Source organism: Mesorhizobium sp. WSM4836, assembly GCF_055811815.1.
On record NZ_JBVVQF010000005.1, the window covers coordinates 140,030 to 156,040 of the forward strand.

The following is a 16,011-nucleotide window of genomic DNA, read 5'->3' on the forward strand; positions in this document are numbered from 1 at the left end:
TTCCTTCCTGTTCCATGCTTCAGATCGCCGCCGAGGCGCGTTTGAGGATGTCGACATAGCCTTCCGCCTGCCAGGCGGAACGGCCGATGAACAAGCCGTCAATATGAGACTGTCCGATCAGTTCGGCGGCATTTCGCGGATTGACGCTGCCGCCATAGAGCACCGGCGGCACGACCGGCAGCAGGTCGCGAGCGATTTTCTTGATCAGCGCATGCTGTTTGCCCGCATAGTCCGAGCTTGCCGGCACGCCTTTGTCGCCGATCGCCCATACCGGCTCATAGGCAAACAGGATCGTCGCCGCCTTGGCCGGGCCCTCGAGAAATTGCAGCGCGCCGTGCACCTGCAAGGCCAGCAGCGCATCGGCCTGGCCGCTGTCGCGCTGTGCCAAGGTCTCACCGACGCAGATCAGCGGCACCATGCCGTGCTTCACCGCGGCCGCAGTCTTCAGCCCGACGGCCTTGTCGGTCTCGCCGAAATGCTCGCGCCGTTCGCTGTGGCCCAACTCTACTATATCAAGTTCGCAGTCTTTCAGCATGACCGGCGAGATCTCGCCGGTCCAGGCGCCGGCGTCGGCCCAATGCATGTTCTGCGCGCCGACCTTGATGCGTGTCGGCGACAGCGCTTTCTTGACCTCGCGGATCGCCGTGAAGGGCGGGATGACGAAAGGCTGAATGCGCTCGTCGAAACCGGGGACGAACTCGGCCAATGTCTCGGCGAAAGCCATCGCCTCGGCGAGCGTCTTGTTCATTTTCCAGCTGGTGCCAACCCAGTAAACCATGCGTGCTCTCCTACTCTGCGATCACCGTCAGCGAAACGCCAGCACCATCCAGCGCGGCGCGCATCTGCGGCTGCGGCTCGCGGCCGGTGAAGACCGTGTCGAAGGCCTTGAGATCGGTCAGGAAGTGCAAGGCAGTGCGGCCGAATTTCCCATGGTCGACAAGCAGATATTTGCGCGCTGCTGCGGCCATCATCAGCCGTTTGGTCTGGACCACTTCCTGATCCTGGTGAAAGGCGCAAGCGCCGTGAATGGCCGACGACGACAGAAAGGCGACATCGGCGCGCAATGATTTCAGCGTGTCCTCGGCGAGCAGGCCGAAGAATCCGTGAAACTTCTTGCTGTATTGGCCGCCGAGCCCAATCAGGTTGATGCCGGCAACGCCCGCCAAATCCTGGATGACGGCCAGATTGTTCGAGATCACCGTCAGCGGACGCAGATCTACAAGGTGCCGCGCAACGCCGCCCGCGGTTGAGCCGTCGTCGATGATCACCGTCTGACCCGGTTCGATCATCGTCACGGCAGCCGCGGCGATGCGCTTTTTCTCGTCGCCGGCCAGTCTCTGGCGGTAGCGGAAATCGCTCTCGAAAAGGCTGCTCGGCTGGATCGAGGCGCCGCCGCGCACCTTGCGCAGGAAACCGCTTTCCTCGAGCTCGTCGAGGTCGCGGTGGACGGTCATCTTCGACACGCCGAAGCGCGAGGCAAGATCGTCGACACTGGCGGTGCCGGTGTCCATCAGAAAATCCATGATGCCTTGCCGGCGGCCGTCGCTCTTCATTTCCGCGGCTTCCTCGTGCAACCCGGTTCCGAGATATAACAGCAAACGTCGCACAAGCCACCAAATTTTTGTGATAATGTTATACATCTATGGGATATCATGACGCTTCTGGTCGCGTGCTGTAACAAGAATTGCTGCCGGCCGAGCGCCCAGCGGTTGCGGTGCCGCGGAAATCCGGCCAGAAGCATCAAGGGCTCGACGAGAACCGAACAGCCCGCAAACACTGGCTCGAAACCGGATACGGGAGACTACTGAGTGGCTCGCATCACACTGAGACAATTGCTCGATCATGCCGCCGAATACGGCTATGGCGTGCCTGCCTTCAACATGAACAATATGGAACAGGGCCTCGCCATCATGGAGGCAGCCGAGGAGACCAAATCGCCGGTTATCCTGCAGGCGAGCCGCGGCGCGCGGGCCTACGCCAACGACGTGGTGCTGGCCAAGCTGATCGACGCGCTGGTCGAAATCCATCCCGATATCCCGGTCTGCATGCATCTCGACCATGGCAACAACGAAGCCACTTGCGTCACCGCGATCCAGCACGGCTTCACTTCGGTGATGATGGACGGATCGCTAAAGGAGGACGGCAAGACGCCGGCCGATTACGCCTATAATTCCGGCATCACCCGCCGTGTCGTCGACATGGCGCATTGGGGCGGCGTCTCGGTGGAAGGCGAGATCGGCGTTCTCGGATCGCTTGAGATGGGCGGCGGCGAGCAGGAAGACGGCCATGGCGTCGAGGGCGTCATCAGCCACGACCAGCTGCTGACCGATCCGGTTCAGGCCGAACAGTTCGTGCGCGACACCCGCGTCGATGCGCTGGCAGTCGCCATGGGCACCAGCCACGGCGCCTACAAGTTCAGCCGCAAGCCGGACGGCGCTGTGCTGGCCATGAACGTCATCGAGGAAATCCACCGCCGTCTGCCGAGCATGCATCTCGTCATGCACGGCTCGTCCTCGGTGCCGGAAGAGCTGCAGGAGATCATCAACAAATATGGCGGCCAGATGAAGCCGACATGGGGCGTGCCGGTGGAGGAGATCCAGCGCGGCATTAAGCATGGTGTGCGCAAGATCAATATCGATACCGACAACCGCATGGCGCTGACCGGGGCGATCCGCAAGGTGCTGACCGAGAACCCTTCGGAATTCGATCCGCGCAAATATCTGACGCCGGCAATGGGCGCCATGCGGAAGCTCTGCAAGGAGCGCTTCGAGCAGTTCGGCACCGGCGGCAACGCACCGAAGATCAAGCCGCTGCCGCTGTCGGAAATGGCCAAGCGCTACAAGTCCGGAAGCCTCGATCCGAAATTTGGCTGACATATTCCGGTTCTGGGCAGGAGCCGGTTCGGCTCCTGCTCATCCCATCATGCTCGCGGCATGAGATCGGCCCTGCCGGTCTCGATAAAGGGCGCCCAGTAGTCGACCGACTCGCGGATCATGGCGACGACCTGATGGTCGACCGGCTCGCGCTCGCGGAACGACAATTCGAGGCAGATCTCGTTGTCGACGCCGCCGCCACGACGAACCGTCTCCAGCAGCTTTTCCGGCGTGATGCGGCCGTCCTTGTTGCGGGCGGCAATGAACGGCCAATGGCCACCCTTGTTCATCGACGACTGCTTGACGTGGATGATCGGCGATTGCTTTGGAAAGGCTTCGGCCCAGGCATAAGGGTCGATGTCGTCCGGATTGCTCGACGTTACGTCGCCATGATCGATATCGACCATCATCTTCATGGGGACGGCCATGCCGGCCGCCTCGATCTCGCGCTGCAGCGCGCGGCAGCTCTCGACCGTATGGCCGAACTCTCGGCCGACCGACATCGGCTCCCAGAACAGGTAGGTCAAGCCGGCTGCTTTGGCATGCTCAGCAACCTCGCGCCAGCATTCCAGCGCGATGTCCAAAAGCCGCGCGCGACGCTTGGGATCATCGTAGTCCCGGTGGGTGAAGATCGCGAACTGTGTACCCATGCCGCCGGCGCCGAGCTCGGCCGAAATATCGGCAAAGGTCTTGAACCAGTCGACGTAGTAGCGCCGCACGTCGGCATCGGGATGGCCGAAATGATTGAGCCGGCCGTAAGGGCCGGTCATGACGGAGGTCACGCGCACGCCGGTGCGGTTGAGAGCGGAGCGGAACAGGCGGACAAATTTGGCAATCGTCGCCGCCGGCCAGCCGGGATTGACGAATTCATGCGTGAGTTGCACGTCGCGGATGCCAATGTCGTAGGCGATCGCGTCGATAAGGTCGTCCGGCTCGGCAAAGCGGTTGACCAGCGGGTTGGTGTTGAGCGAAAGCGTGAAGGCCATCAGCCGGCCTTTGCCAGCCGGCTCAAGCACCAGTCCTCGAAGGCGGTTCTTTCCGCGGCGGATAGATGCAGGCCGTGCTTGGTGCGCCTTTCGAGAATATCGGCGGCGGTCTCGGCCCATTCATGCTCGAACAGGTAATTGGCTTCGCACTCGAAAAAATCATTGCCGAAGCGCCGGCCCAGTTCGGCGAGCGAGGTGGCCGCGCCGACCAGATCACGCGTCCTTGTGCCGTAGAGCCGGCCATAATGCTTGACCAGGGAGGCCGGCATCCAGGGATATTCATGGCCGAGATCACCGAGGAACTGCTCGAAATCGGCCTTGGCGATATCGCCGCCCGGCAGATGCCCTTTCGAGGTCCACGGCTTGCCCATCTTCGGAAAGAACGGGGCGATGCGGTCCAGCGCGTGCTCGGCCAGTTTACGGAAGGTGGTGATCTTGCCCCCGAAGACGGAAAGTAGCGGCGCCTGCCCTGCCGAAGCGTCGAGTTCGAAAATATAATCGCGGGTCACCGCGCTCGGGTTGTCGGCATTGTCGTCATAGAGCGGTCTGACGCCGGAAAACGAATGAACGACGTCGCTGCGCGCAAGCTGGCGCTTGAAGTAGCGGTTGACCACCTTGATCAGGTAGTCGATCTCGCCGGCATCGGCGGTCACGTCCTCCGGCCGCCCTTCATAGGGAATGTCAGTGGTGCCGATCAGCGCGAGATCGTTTTGGTAGGGATTGATGAAGATCACGCGCTTGTCGCTGTTTTGGACGAGATAGGCCTGCCGCCCTTCCCAGAATTTCGGCACAACGATGTGGCTGCCCTTGACCAGGCGCACGTTCCGCCTGGAATTCTGGCCAGCCACGCGGTTGATGACGTCATTGACCCAGGGACCGGCGGCATTGATCAGCCCCCGTGCCCGGACTGTGGTCCTGACGCCGGTTCGACCGTCGCGTATCTCCACCGACCACAGGCCGTTTTCGCGACGGGCCGCTATACAGGCGGTGCGGGTGAATATCCTGGCTCCACGCTCGGCGGCGTCGAGTGCGTTGATGACGACCAGGCGGGCGTCGTCGACCCAGCAGTCGGAATATTCGAAGCCGCGCTTGAAGGCGTCCTTGATCGGCGCGCCTTCGGGTGCGGTGCGCAGATCGAGCGTACGCGTGGGCGGCAGGCGCTTGCGGCCGCCAAGATGGTCGTAGAGGAACAGGCCCAGCCGGACCAGCCAGGCCGGCCGGTCATCGGGGCTGTGCGGCAGCACGAAGCGCATCGGCCAGATGATGTGTGGCGCGGATTCGAGCAGCACCTCGCGCTCGATCAGCGCCTCCCGCACCAGGCGGAACTCGTAGTATTCGAGATAGCGCAAACCGCCATGAACGAGCTTTCCCGATCGCGAACTGGTGCCCTCGGCGAGATCGTCTTTTTCGCAAAGAATGACCGACAGTCCCCGGCCTGCCGCATCGCGCGCGATCCCGGCGCCATTGACGCCGCCGCCGATGACGAACAGATCGACGATTTCGGTGTCGCCGCTCATCTCGCTCTATGCCCTGTCGTCAGCATGGATTGACCGACGGCAGGCCGGCGATGAAGCGGCGCACTTCCTCGGCCGCCTGCTCGGCAGCGTAAGTCACCGTGCGCACCGAGGCGCCGGCGATATGCGGCGTCAGCGTCACGTTCGGCAGCTGCAGCAAGGGCCAGTCGGCAGGCACCGGCTCGACGGCGAACGTCTCAAGCATAGCACTGCCGATGTGCCCCGAGACGAGCGCCTCGTAGAGCGCATCGTAGTCGACCAGCGGTCCGCGCGCGGTATTGACGAAGATCACGCCGGGCTTCATCCGGGCGATAGCGTCCTTGCCGATCAGACCGCGCGTCTCCTCTGTGACCCTGGAGTGCAGCGTGACCACATCGGAGCGCGACAGCAGATCGTCCAGCGCAACCAGCTCGACGCCGGCATTGCGATCCTCGGCACTCAATTGCACGTAGGGGTCGGAGACCAGGATGCGGCAGCCGAAGACGCGCAGCAGCCGAACCAGCCTGGTGCCGATATTGCCATAGCCGATGACGCCGACGGTCATTTCGTTGAGCTCGCGGCCGGTGCGGTCGGCGCGGTAGAGATCGCCGCGCCATTCGCCCTTGCGCAATGCTTCGTGACCGACGCGGATCAGCCGGGTTTCGGCGAGAATGGCGCCGATGGTGAACTCGGCCACGGCGCTGGCATTGCGACCGGGCACATTGACCACCGTGATGCCATGGGCCTTGGCGGCCGCCATGTCGATGTTGATCGGCCCGCCGCGCGATACCGCAACCAGCTTGAGAGTGGGCAGGCGCTGCATCATGCTTTCGGAGAGCGGCGCAAGCTGGGTGACGAAGATTTCGGCATCGCTGATGAAATCGACCACCTCCTCGGGATCGCCGAAATACTCCTTGACCTTGTCCAGACCAAGCGCCGCATTGCCGAATTGCATCGGTTCGTCGGGCCAAGCGGTCTCAATGGTGCGGATGTCGAGGTTGTCGCCGCACGCCGCCTCGATTTTCTCGCGAAATACGTCCGGGAGCATGAAGCGGTCGCCGATGATCGCAATTTTCTTGGGCATGCTCTTCTCAGTTCACGTCAGTTTGTCTGGTCACGTCAGTTTGTCTGGACAAGTCGGTTTGCCTGGACGCGGCCATCGAACGCCAGACCGGCCGCAGCGCCTCATGCGCCAATGTGTAGGACGGAGCCATCGCCTCATAGGCGGCGGCAAGTTGCCGGTCGCTGGGCTCGGCCGCACGGAGCAAAGGCGTGACCCATTCACCGACGCATTCGTCCATCGATGCGTATTGGCCGACGCAGACTGCAGCGATCATCGCGGCACCGGCAGCACCGGCCTCCTCGCGTTCGCTGGTGCGAATGTCGGCGCCGACCGCAGCACCCAGGATCTTGCGCAGCGCCGGGCTCCTGGCCGCCCCGCCGGTCAGGCGGATTTCTTTGGGCAGCGGCCCCATGGCGGCGTAGCAATCGCGTGCCGCGAACGCCAGCCCCTCGAACACCGCGCGAACCATGTCGGCATAGCCGTGCCTGGACGAAATGCCGACGAAACCGGCCCTGGCATTGGCATCTACGAACGGGCCGCGCTCGCCGGCCTCCGAGACATAAGGCTGGTAGAGCAGCGAGCCTGGCGCGGACGATGATATCCACTGGTCGACCAGCGCGATCATCTCGCCATTGGTCCGCGTGATACCTTGCGAGGCGAGGATGCCGGAGGCGAGGCCAAGGACCCAGTCGATATTGAGCGTTGCCGCCATGTTCGACTGCATCTGCGCAAAGACGCCCGGTGCCGGCATCGTCATCGTGTAGCCGGTTGCAGCCTCGTTGAGCAGAACCTCGTCCGGCGTTTCGGCAAGCCGCATATGCATTCCGGTGGAGCCAATGATCGAGCATCCCGGCTTGCGCTCGCGATCGAACAGGCCGGCGCCGAGCGCCGTGCAGGCGACATCGACATAGGCCAGAACGACCGGTGTGCCGGCGAGCAAGCCGGTCGCATCGGCTGCTGCCGCCGACAGCGAGGCGCTTTGCCTGGTCCCATCGACGATGGGCGGCAGCAGATGCCTGAGATCGGTGACGCCGAGCACCTCGAACACATCATCGCAATAGCCGCGCGTGCGGAAGTCGCCGAAGGTGAAGGTGCCCTCGGACGGGTCGGTGGCGCGGTGGCCGGTCAACTTGAAATAGAGCCAATCCTTGCAGTGGAAGGCTGTCGCTGCATTGGCAAGCATCGCGGGCATGTGGCGCTTCATGAACACCAACTGCGATCCCTGCTGGCAGGCAGCGAGCCCGCTGCCGGTCTTTTCGAAGCGCAGCCGGTCCTCGGGCCGCGCGCGGATCTCCTCTACGACCGCGGCAGCGCGGGCGTCGAGCCACAGCCAGCCCTTGGCTACCGGCTCACCATCCTTGTCGATCAGCCAGGTGCCGTCGCCCTGCCCGGTCACGGCAATGGCAATGGTCCGGCTGGCTAGGTCCGGCACCTTGTCGGCAAGCTGGCGCAAGGTCGTCGCGGTATCGGCCCAGGTGCGTGTCAGTTCCTGCTCGGCGCCGCCGCCCGGCAGTGTCTCGTATTTATTGGGCAGCGCGGCGGCCGCGATCTGCCTGCCCGCCGTGTCGAAGCCGACGGATTTGATGACAGACGTGCCGGCGTCGATGCCGATCAGCACATCCCGCATCAGGCAAGCTCCGTGCCGTGCGAAATGGCGTCACCGCTCGCCTGATCGAAGACGTGCAGGTTTTTTGGATCGATGCTGATCTTGATCGGTGCGCCGAGCTCCAGGCGAGTCCGGTCGTGTTCGACCAGGACCAGCGAGCCGCCGGCGAAATCGGCGGCGATGTGGGTCTGGTCGCCGAGCCATTGATTGGCCGAAACCGTCGCCGGCACGCCATCCTTCGAGCGGCGGACCGCATAAGGCCTGACGCCGATGACGACGCGCTGCCGGTTGAGCAATTCGTCACGAACCGGGCTGCTGAACGCATCTTTGTCGTAGTCGAGCGAAAGCCCGTCGGGCAGCTTGAGGCTGATCTTGCCGGCAGCCGTGCCGACATAGGCCTCGAAGACATTCATCGGCGGCTCGCCGACGAAGGTGCCGGTGAACAGATTTGCCGGCCGCTCCTTGAGCCTGTCAGGCGTGTCGAACTGCTGCAGCACGCCGCCCTCCATGACAGCAATGCGATCGGCCAGCGCATTGGCCTCGGTCTGGTCGTGCGTGACCAGGATCGCGGTCAGGCCGCGCTCCTTGATGAAATGCTTGATGCGGCCGCGCAGCACGGCGCGAAGCTGCGGCTCGAGCTGGCCCATCGGCTCGTCAAGCAGATGCAGGTCGGCCTCGCGAATCAGCGCCCGGCCGAGGCTGGCGCGCTGCTGCTGGCCGCCGGAGATCGAACTCGGATAGCGCTCGAGAATGTCCTCGATCTCGAGCAGCTGGGCGATGTTGGCAACCTTTGCATCGACCGCACTCTTCGCCAGCCTGGCGGCCTTGAGGGCGAAGGCCATGTTCTCGCGCACGGTCAGCGGCGGATAGAGCGAATAGCCCTCGAAGGCCATTGCGACGTTGCGCCTGACCGGCGGCAACGTGTGCACCTTGCGGCCGGCAACGGCGATGGTGCCGCGCGAGACCTCTTCGAAGCCTGCGATCATGCGCAATGTCGAAGTCTTGCCGCAGCCGGACGAGCCGAGCAGCGCGACGATCTCGCCTTTGGCGATTTCCATCGTCAGGTTCTTGACTGCGTGTACGCCGCGATCGATCGGACCGTAGAACTTGTCGACGCCTGAAAGGGTGATTGCGCTCGGGCTCATGCCGCTTCTCCACTGCGCAAGTTGACGACGTTTTTCGAGCCGATGCGTTCGCCGCTTGTGCGATCGAACAGCAGGGCGCTTTTGCTGTCGAGGGCGATGTGGACCTTGCCCTCGGATTTGCCCGGCGTCCCGGAAGGACGCGAGACCAGAATCTCGCGGCCGCGCACGGTTCGCACCAGCGTGACGATCTTCTCGTTGAGCGGCGTCTCAGCCTCGACCGTCACCGGGATGGCCCCGGGCGTGCCTTCATCGACAAAGACCAGCGCCTCCGGCCGCAAACCGATTACGCAGTCGCGGCCGACCGCCGCCTCATGAGCGCCGGCAAGATGGACCTGGACGTTGGACAGACCGACATAGATGCCCTTGGCGTCCCGCGACGGCTTGACGTCCAGAAGGTTGATCGTCGGGTCGCCGAACAGTCGGGCAATCTCGACATTGGCCGGCTCGCGATAGATCTGCTCGGGGGTGCCGAGCTGTTTGACGACTCCTTGCGACATCACCGCGATGCGGTCTCCGAGCGCCATCGCTTCCTTGTAGTCCTGGGTGACGTAGATGACGGTCGCGCCGCGATCCGCGAGCAGCCTTGGCAGCTCGAGGCGCATCTCGAAGCGCAATTTGGCATCGACGTTGCGCAAGGGGTCGTCGAGCAGCAGAAGCGGCGGCGAGCCGACCAGCGCGCGGGCAAGCGCGGTTCGTTGCTTCTGGCCATTGGACAACGCTCGCGGCTTGTGGCTGAGCACATGGCCGATTTTCAGCAGCTTGGCGACGCTCTCGACGCCCGCCTTGATCGTGCCCTGCGATGAGTGCTTCGCCTGCAGCGGCGTGGCGATGTTATCGAACGCCGTCATATGCGGGAACAGCGCGAAGTTCTGGAACGCCATGCCGACGCCGCGGAACTCGGCGTCGAGATCGGTCATGTCCTCGCCGCCGATGAGGATCTTTCCCTCGTCGGGGTCGATGACGCCGGCGACCAGCCGCAACAGCACCGTCTTGCCGGCGCCGGACGGCCCGAACAGGACCAGCGTTTCGCCGTCGGCGACGGTCAGCGACAGATTGTCGAGAACAGTCTGGCTTTTATAGTGTTTGACGATGTTTCGCAGTTCGAGGCTTGCCATCGGACTATCCTTTCACCGCGCCAAGCGACAGGCCTTCGACGAGGTAGCGTTGCGCGTAGAGCGCGAGCGCCAGCGTCGGCGTGATCGACAGCACGATCGCCGCCGAGATCTGGCCATACTGAATGCCCGAGGAGGTGATGAAGGCGAGCGCGCCGACGGTCACCGGCTGCTTGTCGGCCGAGGCGAGCACCAATGCAAAAACGAAATTGTTCCAAGCAAAGATGAAGGCGAGCAGGCCGGCAGCGGCGATGCCTGGGCCGGCGAGCGGCAGCGCGATCTTGCGGAAGGTGGCAAACCAGGAATGTCCGGCAATGCGGTAGGCGTATTCGATGTCGGCGGGAATGTCCTCGAAATAGCCGCGCACGATCCACAGGATCAACGGCAGGCAGATCAGCTGATAGACCCAGATCAGCCCGACATAGGTGTTGGCTAGCCCGAGCTTCTGGAAATAGAGGGTGAGCGGCAGGAGCACCAGCAGCGCCGGCGCAAACCGGAACGACAGCAGCGTGAAGGCAATGTCCTCCGAGCCGCGGAATTTGTGCCGCGCGAAGGCGTAGGCAGCCGGAACGCCGAGCAGCAACGCAACGGCAACCGAGGTGACCGACAGGAAGACGGAATTCCAAAGATTCCGCATGAAGGCGATATCGAGCGTGCCGGCTGCCGTCATCAGCTTCCCAGTGACCAAGGCGGTGTAGTTGGCAAGCGTCGGCTCGAAGACAAGCTGTGGTGGAATCCGTAGGATTGTCTCGTTGGTCTGGAACGACATCATCAGGATCCAGACGATCGGGAACATGAAGAAGATCACGACGAGCGCCAGTGCAATGCCGCGCAGGATGCGTTCGAGAAGGGAGGTGTGTTCCATGCCAGCCTCCTATGCCTGGCCGCGGGCGCGTTCGCGCAGCCGCAGCCAGTTCTTGATGAAAATGTTCGAGAGGAAATAGGTGATCGCCCACAGGATGATCATCAACGCCGCCGAGCGGCCGACATTGGTCGACTGGAAGAAGTTGAGATAGGCCTCGACCTGGAACACGGTCAGCGTGTCGCCGGGACCACCCTGCGTCATGGCGTAGATGATGTCGAACTGCTGGATGGAATCGAGCAGGCGGAACAGGGTCGCCGTCAGGATGTAAGGGGTCAGCATCGGCAAGGTGATGCGGAAGAAGACGAAGCTCCTCGGCACGCCATCAAGTGCTGCCGCCTCGAAGGGCTGCGTCGGCAGGCTGCGCAGGCCGGCAAGCAGCAGGATCATGATGAAGGGGGTGTAGACCCAGATGTCGACGAGCACGACGGTGAGCAGGGCCGTCGACGGAGACGAGGCCCAGCGGAAATCCTGCAACCCGATCAGGCTGGCGAGATAGCTGAGCACGCCGAAACCGGGATTGGTCATCAGCTTCCACATCAGCGCGGCGAGCGCCGGCGCCGTCATCAGCGGCATCAACAGCATGATCGAGATGAAGTTGTTCAGCGTCGAGCGCTTTTGCAGCAGCATGGCGATGCCGAGACCGAGAAGCAGCTCGAGCACAACGGTGATGCCGGCGTAGAGCAGCGATATCTCCAGCGTGTTCCAGAACTTCGGGTCGGTGAAGAACGAGATATAGTTGTCGCCCCAGTTGAACTGCCGCGCCCAGGGTTGGCTCAACCGGTAACGCTGGAACGAGTAGACCACCGAGGTCAGGAACGGGATCAGGATGCCGATGCAGACCAGCAGGGCTGGCAGGCTGAGGAGGTAGGGCAGCACCCGCTTGCTGATCCTGAACCCCGACGGCCTGTTTCTTTGTATTGTTGCCGCAGTCATCTGCTGCTCCGTCATCCTGTTGCTTCGCCGTCCCGGCCGCCCAAGGGAGCAAGGCGGCCGGTCGGGCGAGCAGGCGATGCCTCTAGGCACCGCGTCGCAAACTTAACATTTCAACGGCTGGCCCCTAGGAAGGGCCAGCCTTTGGCGTTGGCCGCGGCTTAGCCGAGCCCGGCTTCCTTGAGCTGGCCGTTGATGCTCTCGGCCAGCTTATCGAGGCCCTCGTCGACCGGCACTTCCTTGGCCACCATCTTCTGCAGCGTCGCCGCCCATTCGGTGGTGAGATCGAAGAACAGCGGCTGTGGGGTGAACTTGATGCTGGCGCCTGGCGCCGACACGTCGAACATCTCGACATAACCCGGATAGCTCTTGTTCAGCTTGTCGCGGAACATCTGGTCGTTCCAGACCGACTGACGGACCGGATTGACGAAGTCCATCTTGGTCGCACCGAACAATGCATGCTCTGGCCCGGATGCCCACTGCATGAAGTACCAGGTGGCGTCCTTGTCCTTGGAGAAATTGGACATCGACAGCGACCAGATCCAGATATTGGGCGTCGGCGCCTTGGCGGCAGGATTGGCCTTGAATGCCGAAAAGGCGAGCTTGCCGGCCATCTTGTTGTCGCCGCCATTCATGAAGTAGCCAAGGATGTCGGCGTCGTAAATCATCGCCGAGGCACCTGCACCGAGATCGGTACCGACCTGGTACCAGGTGTAGGTCGACCAGTCCTTGGGGCCGCTCTCCTGGATCATCTGGACCCACTGCTTGTGGAAAGCCTTGGATTCGGCGGTGCTCATCGCGGCCGACAGCTTGCCGTCAGCCGAGACGTTCAGGTCCTTCTGGTCGAAATTGGCGTAGGCCGACAGGAAGCCCGGGTGGATCGTTGCCCAGGAGCGCGAGCCGCGCACGCCGATGCCGTAGACGCCACCGCCGACATCTTTGGTGAGCTTCGCCGCCGTAGCGACCATCTCATCCATATTGCCGGGAACGCTGACGCCGACCTTGTCGAACATGCCCTTGTTGTAAGTGATGTTGTTCTGCTCGAAGCCCCACGGAATGCACCATTGCTTGGCGTCTTCCGAACCGAGCGCCCCGCCCGGCTGGCCGTTCCAGGCGCAGGAATTCTTGACGCCTGGCAGGAAATCGTCCCAGGCATATTTCGGGTTGGTCTTGGCCGGATCCTTGATCCATTCGTTGAGGTCCGTGATCCAGCCGGCGGGGCCGTAGGTCCAGGTCATGTAGGCGCCGGTCATGAAGGCATCGTATTCGGGCGAGCTGGCCGACAGCGCGGCGGTAACCTTGTCGAAATAGACGTCTTCGGGGAACACGTCATAGACGACTTCCATGCCGGTCAGCTTCTTGAAATTGTCGAGGTTGGCAATCATCGCATCGGCGTAAGGATGCTTGTTGAGCAACAGCTTGATGGTCTTGCCCTTATGCGCCTGCCAGTCGAAATCAGCCGCCAGGGCACGGGTCTGCCCGAAATTGAGCAGTGTGCCGGCGGTGCTGGCGGCAAGGCCCATTGCACCGAGGCCCTTGATCAGCCCACGGCGGTCGACTTGTCCACGCAGGAACGCGTCAATGAGGTCTTTCTCTTTCTCATGCATTTCTCTTCTCCTCCACAGGGTAGTTTCAACGAAATGGTTGCCGGCTACCCGACCGGCGTCTGTTCCACGAGCGATCGCGCCGTCCGCTCGTCGGTTATCAAGCCTGTGAGATAACGGCCCTCCAGCACTGACTTGATGGCGCGAACCTTCACCTTGCCGCCGGCGACGGCGACAATCCTGCGGTTGCTGATGTCTTCGCGCGCCAGTGCCAGCGCCCGGTCGGAAAGCGTCGTTGCAACCGCCTTTCCGGCATCGTCGAAGAAATGGCCGAGCAGTTCGCCGACCCCGCCGTTGCGGCGGATCTCCTCCATCTCGCCCTTCTCGATCATACCGGTGGCGACAAGCGAGGCCTCACGCTCGGCGGTGCCGATGCCGGCGATGAGCAAGTCGGCGGACTTGGCGAGGTCAAAGACATCGCTGACGCCTTTCTGCCCGAGCAACACGGTTCGATCCTCGACCGTGTTGGCGAACATGGGTACGGGCATCACATAGGCCTCCGCACCAGTCCGCTCGGCGACGCGGTGGATGACGTCATGCGGATTGGCCGAGAACTTGCGCGTCAGGCCGCCAAGCAGCGAGACGAAACGGATCCGGCCGGCCGATATGCGCGGCAGATATTCCACGCAGGCGGCCAGCGTGCGGCCGTGGCCGACGCCGATCAGCGCCTCCTCGCCGCGTTCGATCTCGCGCTTGAGAAACTGCGCGCCGGCGATGCCGAGCGCCTTGAGCGGCAGGTCTTCGGCATCGAAGTCCGGAACCACCTCGCAATAGTCTAGGCCGTAACGGCCGGACAACTCGTCCTCGAGTTCCACGCATTCTGAGACTTCGCCGTCGATATAGACTTTGACCAGGCCTTCCTGATTGGCCTTGGTGATGAGGCGATGCGCCTTGAGGCTAGTTAGGCCGAGCCGCTTGGCGACCTCCGACTGGGTCAGGCCGCCGGCATAGTGAAGCCAGGCGGCACGGGCTGCCATACCTGTCTCATCGTCGCGCAGCAGGCCGTTACCAAAACCAACCATTTCCGCCCTTTGATATTTTTATCAGTTGATGCAAAATTTTTCACAAGGCATCGCTCGAGTCAAGCAACCGCTGCGTTTAAATCTCCGTCCGGGAGCTTGCTGGCAGAACCCGGTCTTGGTCGAAAAAGGGCCAAGCGGATCAACGGGCAAGAATCAAATACCGCTTGCGCGCATTTAAAACGTTTGCAATTTGACTTGGACTGATTACAAACGTTTCAAACTCGTTCGGGAGGAACGATGCCGGCCCGCGTTACTACCCTCAAGGAACTTGCTGCGCAGCTCGGCCTGTCGATCACCACCGTTTCGCGCGCCCTTGCCGGCCACGAGCAGATCGCCTTGAAAACGCGCCAACGTGTCACCGAGGCCGCGCGCCTGGCCGGCTATGTGCCGAATACGGCAGCCCGCACGCTGGTCTCCGGCCGCAGCGGTTTTGTTGGCATGGTGCTGCCGATCCGCGGCCCCAATCTGGTCGATTCCTTCCTCGGCGAATTCGTCACCGGGCTCGGCGAAGGCTTGGTTTCGCACGGCTCCGACCTGATCCTGGCCGCAGCGGCGCAGGGCCAGTCGGAACTTTCCGTGCTTCGCCATGTCGTCGAATCCGGACGGGCCGATGGCGTCGTCGTTACCCGCATCGCAGAGGTCGACGAGCGGCTTGCCTATCTGCGCCGACGCAATTTTCCGTTCGTCGCGCATGGCCGGCTGATCGACGGTGACTTTGCCTACCATTGGCTCGATACCGATGGCGCGCACGCGTTCGGCGAGGCCTTCGACATGCTCTACGATCTCGGTCACCGGCATTTCGGCCTGGTGACGATTTCCGAACCGATGACATTTCGCCATCTCAGACAGGATGGGCTCGCTGCCGCTATCGCCCGCCGGGGCGATCCGTCGGTCAGGCTCGACGTGGCGACGGCGCCGCGCTTCGATCGCGGTGCCCGCATCCAGGCAATCAACCGGCTTCTGCACGCCACCGAGCGGCCGACGGCGATTATCGCGCTGTTCGACGAGCTGGCGCTGACGGTGATGGAAGAGGCGGCGCGCGCCGGACTTGCCATTCCTCGCCACCTTTCGGTGATCGGCTTCGACAACATAGCCGCCTCAGCCTATGCGCCGCCGGGGTTGACCACTTTCGACGCTTCGATCCGGCAGTGCGCGCGCGAGATAGGCGAAATGCTGCTGACTGTCATCGGCAACAGGCCGGCGGCGCCACTGACGCGACTGGTCCGGCCGACACTCGTGTCGCGGGCAAGCCATGGCCCGGCACCCACAGGACGGAACTGACGCCTTAGCGGCGCACAACCAGGGAGGAAGA

The 16,011-nt window shown here is 62.8% G+C and carries 14 protein-coding genes; 2 read left to right on the forward strand and 12 right to left on the reverse strand.

Features of this window, described 5'->3' with window-relative positions; genetic code table 11:
* Positions 1-19: 19 nt before the first annotated feature.
* Positions 20-778 (reverse strand): triose-phosphate isomerase, encoded by a 759-nt coding sequence (locus AC0L2P_RS08435; RefSeq protein WP_473500758.1) that lies wholly within the window; start codon positions 776-778, stop codon positions 20-22.
* 10 nt (positions 779-788) lie between these two features.
* A complete protein-coding gene (locus tag AC0L2P_RS08440) occupies positions 789-1,553 on the reverse strand; it encodes a DeoR/GlpR family DNA-binding transcription regulator (protein WP_473500759.1) in 765 nt (254 codons plus the stop codon).
* A gap of 255 nt (positions 1,554-1,808) precedes the next feature.
* Here AC0L2P_RS08440 and fba point away from each other — a divergent pair, with 255 nt between their 5' ends.
* The gene (gene fba, locus AC0L2P_RS08445; protein ID WP_473500760.1) at positions 1,809-2,873 is read left to right on the forward strand and encodes a class II fructose-bisphosphate aldolase; all 1,065 of its coding nucleotides are present in this window, start codon (positions 1,809-1,811) and stop codon (positions 2,871-2,873) included.
* A gap of 47 nt (positions 2,874-2,920) precedes the next feature.
* Here fba and AC0L2P_RS08450 read toward each other — a convergent pair whose 3' ends face one another.
* The 10 genes from AC0L2P_RS08450 to AC0L2P_RS08495 form a co-directional block, all read right to left on the reverse strand.
* The gene (locus AC0L2P_RS08450; protein ID WP_473500971.1) at positions 2,921-3,859 is read right to left on the reverse strand and encodes a sugar phosphate isomerase/epimerase family protein; all 939 of its coding nucleotides are present in this window, start codon (positions 3,857-3,859) and stop codon (positions 2,921-2,923) included.
* Positions 3,859-5,376 carry a glycerol-3-phosphate dehydrogenase gene (locus tag AC0L2P_RS08455; RefSeq protein ID WP_473500761.1) on the reverse strand — a complete coding sequence of 506 codons (1,518 nt, stop codon included), beginning with the start codon at positions 5,374-5,376 and terminating at the stop codon, positions 3,859-3,861. The genes AC0L2P_RS08450 and AC0L2P_RS08455 overlap by 1 nt, the downstream gene beginning before the upstream one ends.
* Before the next feature lie 19 nt (positions 5,377-5,395).
* Positions 5,396-6,436 (reverse strand): 2-hydroxyacid dehydrogenase, encoded by a 1,041-nt coding sequence (locus tag AC0L2P_RS08460; RefSeq protein WP_473500762.1) that lies wholly within the window; start codon positions 6,434-6,436, stop codon positions 5,396-5,398.
* 7 nt (positions 6,437-6,443) lie between these two features.
* Positions 6,444-8,042: an FGGY family carbohydrate kinase gene (locus tag AC0L2P_RS08465; RefSeq protein WP_473500763.1), complete on the reverse strand. Its 1,599-nt coding sequence runs from the start codon at positions 8,040-8,042 to the stop codon at positions 6,444-6,446.
* The gene (locus AC0L2P_RS08470) at positions 8,042-9,166 is read right to left on the reverse strand and encodes an ABC transporter ATP-binding protein (protein WP_473500764.1); all 1,125 of its coding nucleotides are present in this window, start codon (positions 9,164-9,166) and stop codon (positions 8,042-8,044) included. The genes AC0L2P_RS08465 and AC0L2P_RS08470 overlap by 1 nt, the downstream gene beginning before the upstream one ends.
* Positions 9,163-10,281: an ABC transporter ATP-binding protein gene (locus AC0L2P_RS08475; RefSeq protein ID WP_473500765.1), complete on the reverse strand. Its 1,119-nt coding sequence runs from the start codon at positions 10,279-10,281 to the stop codon at positions 9,163-9,165. Before AC0L2P_RS08475 ends, AC0L2P_RS08470 begins: the two co-directional genes overlap by 4 nt.
* A gap of 4 nt (positions 10,282-10,285) precedes the next feature.
* On the reverse strand, positions 10,286-11,143 hold the full coding sequence (locus tag AC0L2P_RS08480) for a carbohydrate ABC transporter permease (protein WP_473500766.1): 858 nt from the start codon (positions 11,141-11,143) through the stop codon (positions 10,286-10,288).
* Positions 11,144-11,152: 9 nt separating this feature from the next.
* On the reverse strand, positions 11,153-12,076 hold the full coding sequence (locus AC0L2P_RS08485; protein ID WP_352452414.1) for a carbohydrate ABC transporter permease: 924 nt from the start codon (positions 12,074-12,076) through the stop codon (positions 11,153-11,155).
* 158 nt (positions 12,077-12,234) lie between these two features.
* Positions 12,235-13,680, reverse strand: coding sequence for an ABC transporter substrate-binding protein (locus AC0L2P_RS08490; protein WP_473500767.1), 1,446 nt, complete (start codon positions 13,678-13,680; stop codon positions 12,235-12,237).
* 44 nt (positions 13,681-13,724) lie between these two features.
* Positions 13,725-14,699 (reverse strand): sugar-binding transcriptional regulator, encoded by a 975-nt coding sequence (locus AC0L2P_RS08495; RefSeq protein ID WP_473500768.1) that lies wholly within the window; start codon positions 14,697-14,699, stop codon positions 13,725-13,727.
* A gap of 237 nt (positions 14,700-14,936) precedes the next feature.
* On the opposite strand from AC0L2P_RS08495, the gene AC0L2P_RS08500 reads away from it, so the two are divergent.
* On the forward strand, positions 14,937-15,980 hold the full coding sequence (locus AC0L2P_RS08500) for a substrate-binding domain-containing protein (protein WP_473500769.1): 1,044 nt from the start codon (positions 14,937-14,939) through the stop codon (positions 15,978-15,980).
* Positions 15,981-16,011 lie beyond the last annotated feature (31 nt).

Bases quoted from the DNA above. Each gene is read 5' to 3' on its own strand.
- AC0L2P_RS08485 (WP_352452414.1), bottom strand. From the start codon at position 12,076: ATGACTGCGGCAACAATACAAAGAAACAGGCCGTCGGGGTTCAGGATC.
- AC0L2P_RS08490 (WP_473500767.1), bottom strand. From the start codon at position 13,680: ATGCATGAGAAAGAGAAAGACCTCATTGACGCGTTCCTGCGTGGACAA.
- AC0L2P_RS08470 (WP_473500764.1), bottom strand. From the start codon at position 9,166: ATGAGCCCGAGCGCAATCACCCTTTCAGGCGTCGACAAGTTCTACGGT.
- AC0L2P_RS08480 (WP_473500766.1), bottom strand. From the start codon at position 11,143: ATGGAACACACCTCCCTTCTCGAACGCATCCTGCGCGGCATTGCACTG.
- AC0L2P_RS08500 (WP_473500769.1), top strand. From the start codon at position 14,937: ATGCCGGCCCGCGTTACTACCCTCAAGGAACTTGCTGCGCAGCTCGGC.
- AC0L2P_RS08465 (WP_473500763.1), bottom strand. From the start codon at position 8,042: ATGCGGGATGTGCTGATCGGCATCGACGCCGGCACGTCTGTCATCAAA.
- AC0L2P_RS08440 (WP_473500759.1), bottom strand. From the start codon at position 1,553: ATGAAGAGCGACGGCCGCCGGCAAGGCATCATGGATTTTCTGATGGAC.
- AC0L2P_RS08475 (WP_473500765.1), bottom strand. From the start codon at position 10,281: ATGGCAAGCCTCGAACTGCGAAACATCGTCAAACACTATAAAAGCCAG.
- AC0L2P_RS08450 (WP_473500971.1), bottom strand. From the start codon at position 3,859: ATGGCCTTCACGCTTTCGCTCAACACCAACCCGCTGGTCAACCGCTTT.
- AC0L2P_RS08455 (WP_473500761.1), bottom strand. From the start codon at position 5,376: ATGAGCGGCGACACCGAAATCGTCGATCTGTTCGTCATCGGCGGCGGC.
- AC0L2P_RS08495 (WP_473500768.1), bottom strand. From the start codon at position 14,699: ATGGTTGGTTTTGGTAACGGCCTGCTGCGCGACGATGAGACAGGTATG.
- AC0L2P_RS08460 (WP_473500762.1), bottom strand. From the start codon at position 6,436: ATGCCCAAGAAAATTGCGATCATCGGCGACCGCTTCATGCTCCCGGAC.
- AC0L2P_RS08435 (WP_473500758.1), bottom strand. From the start codon at position 778: ATGGTTTACTGGGTTGGCACCAGCTGGAAAATGAACAAGACGCTCGCC.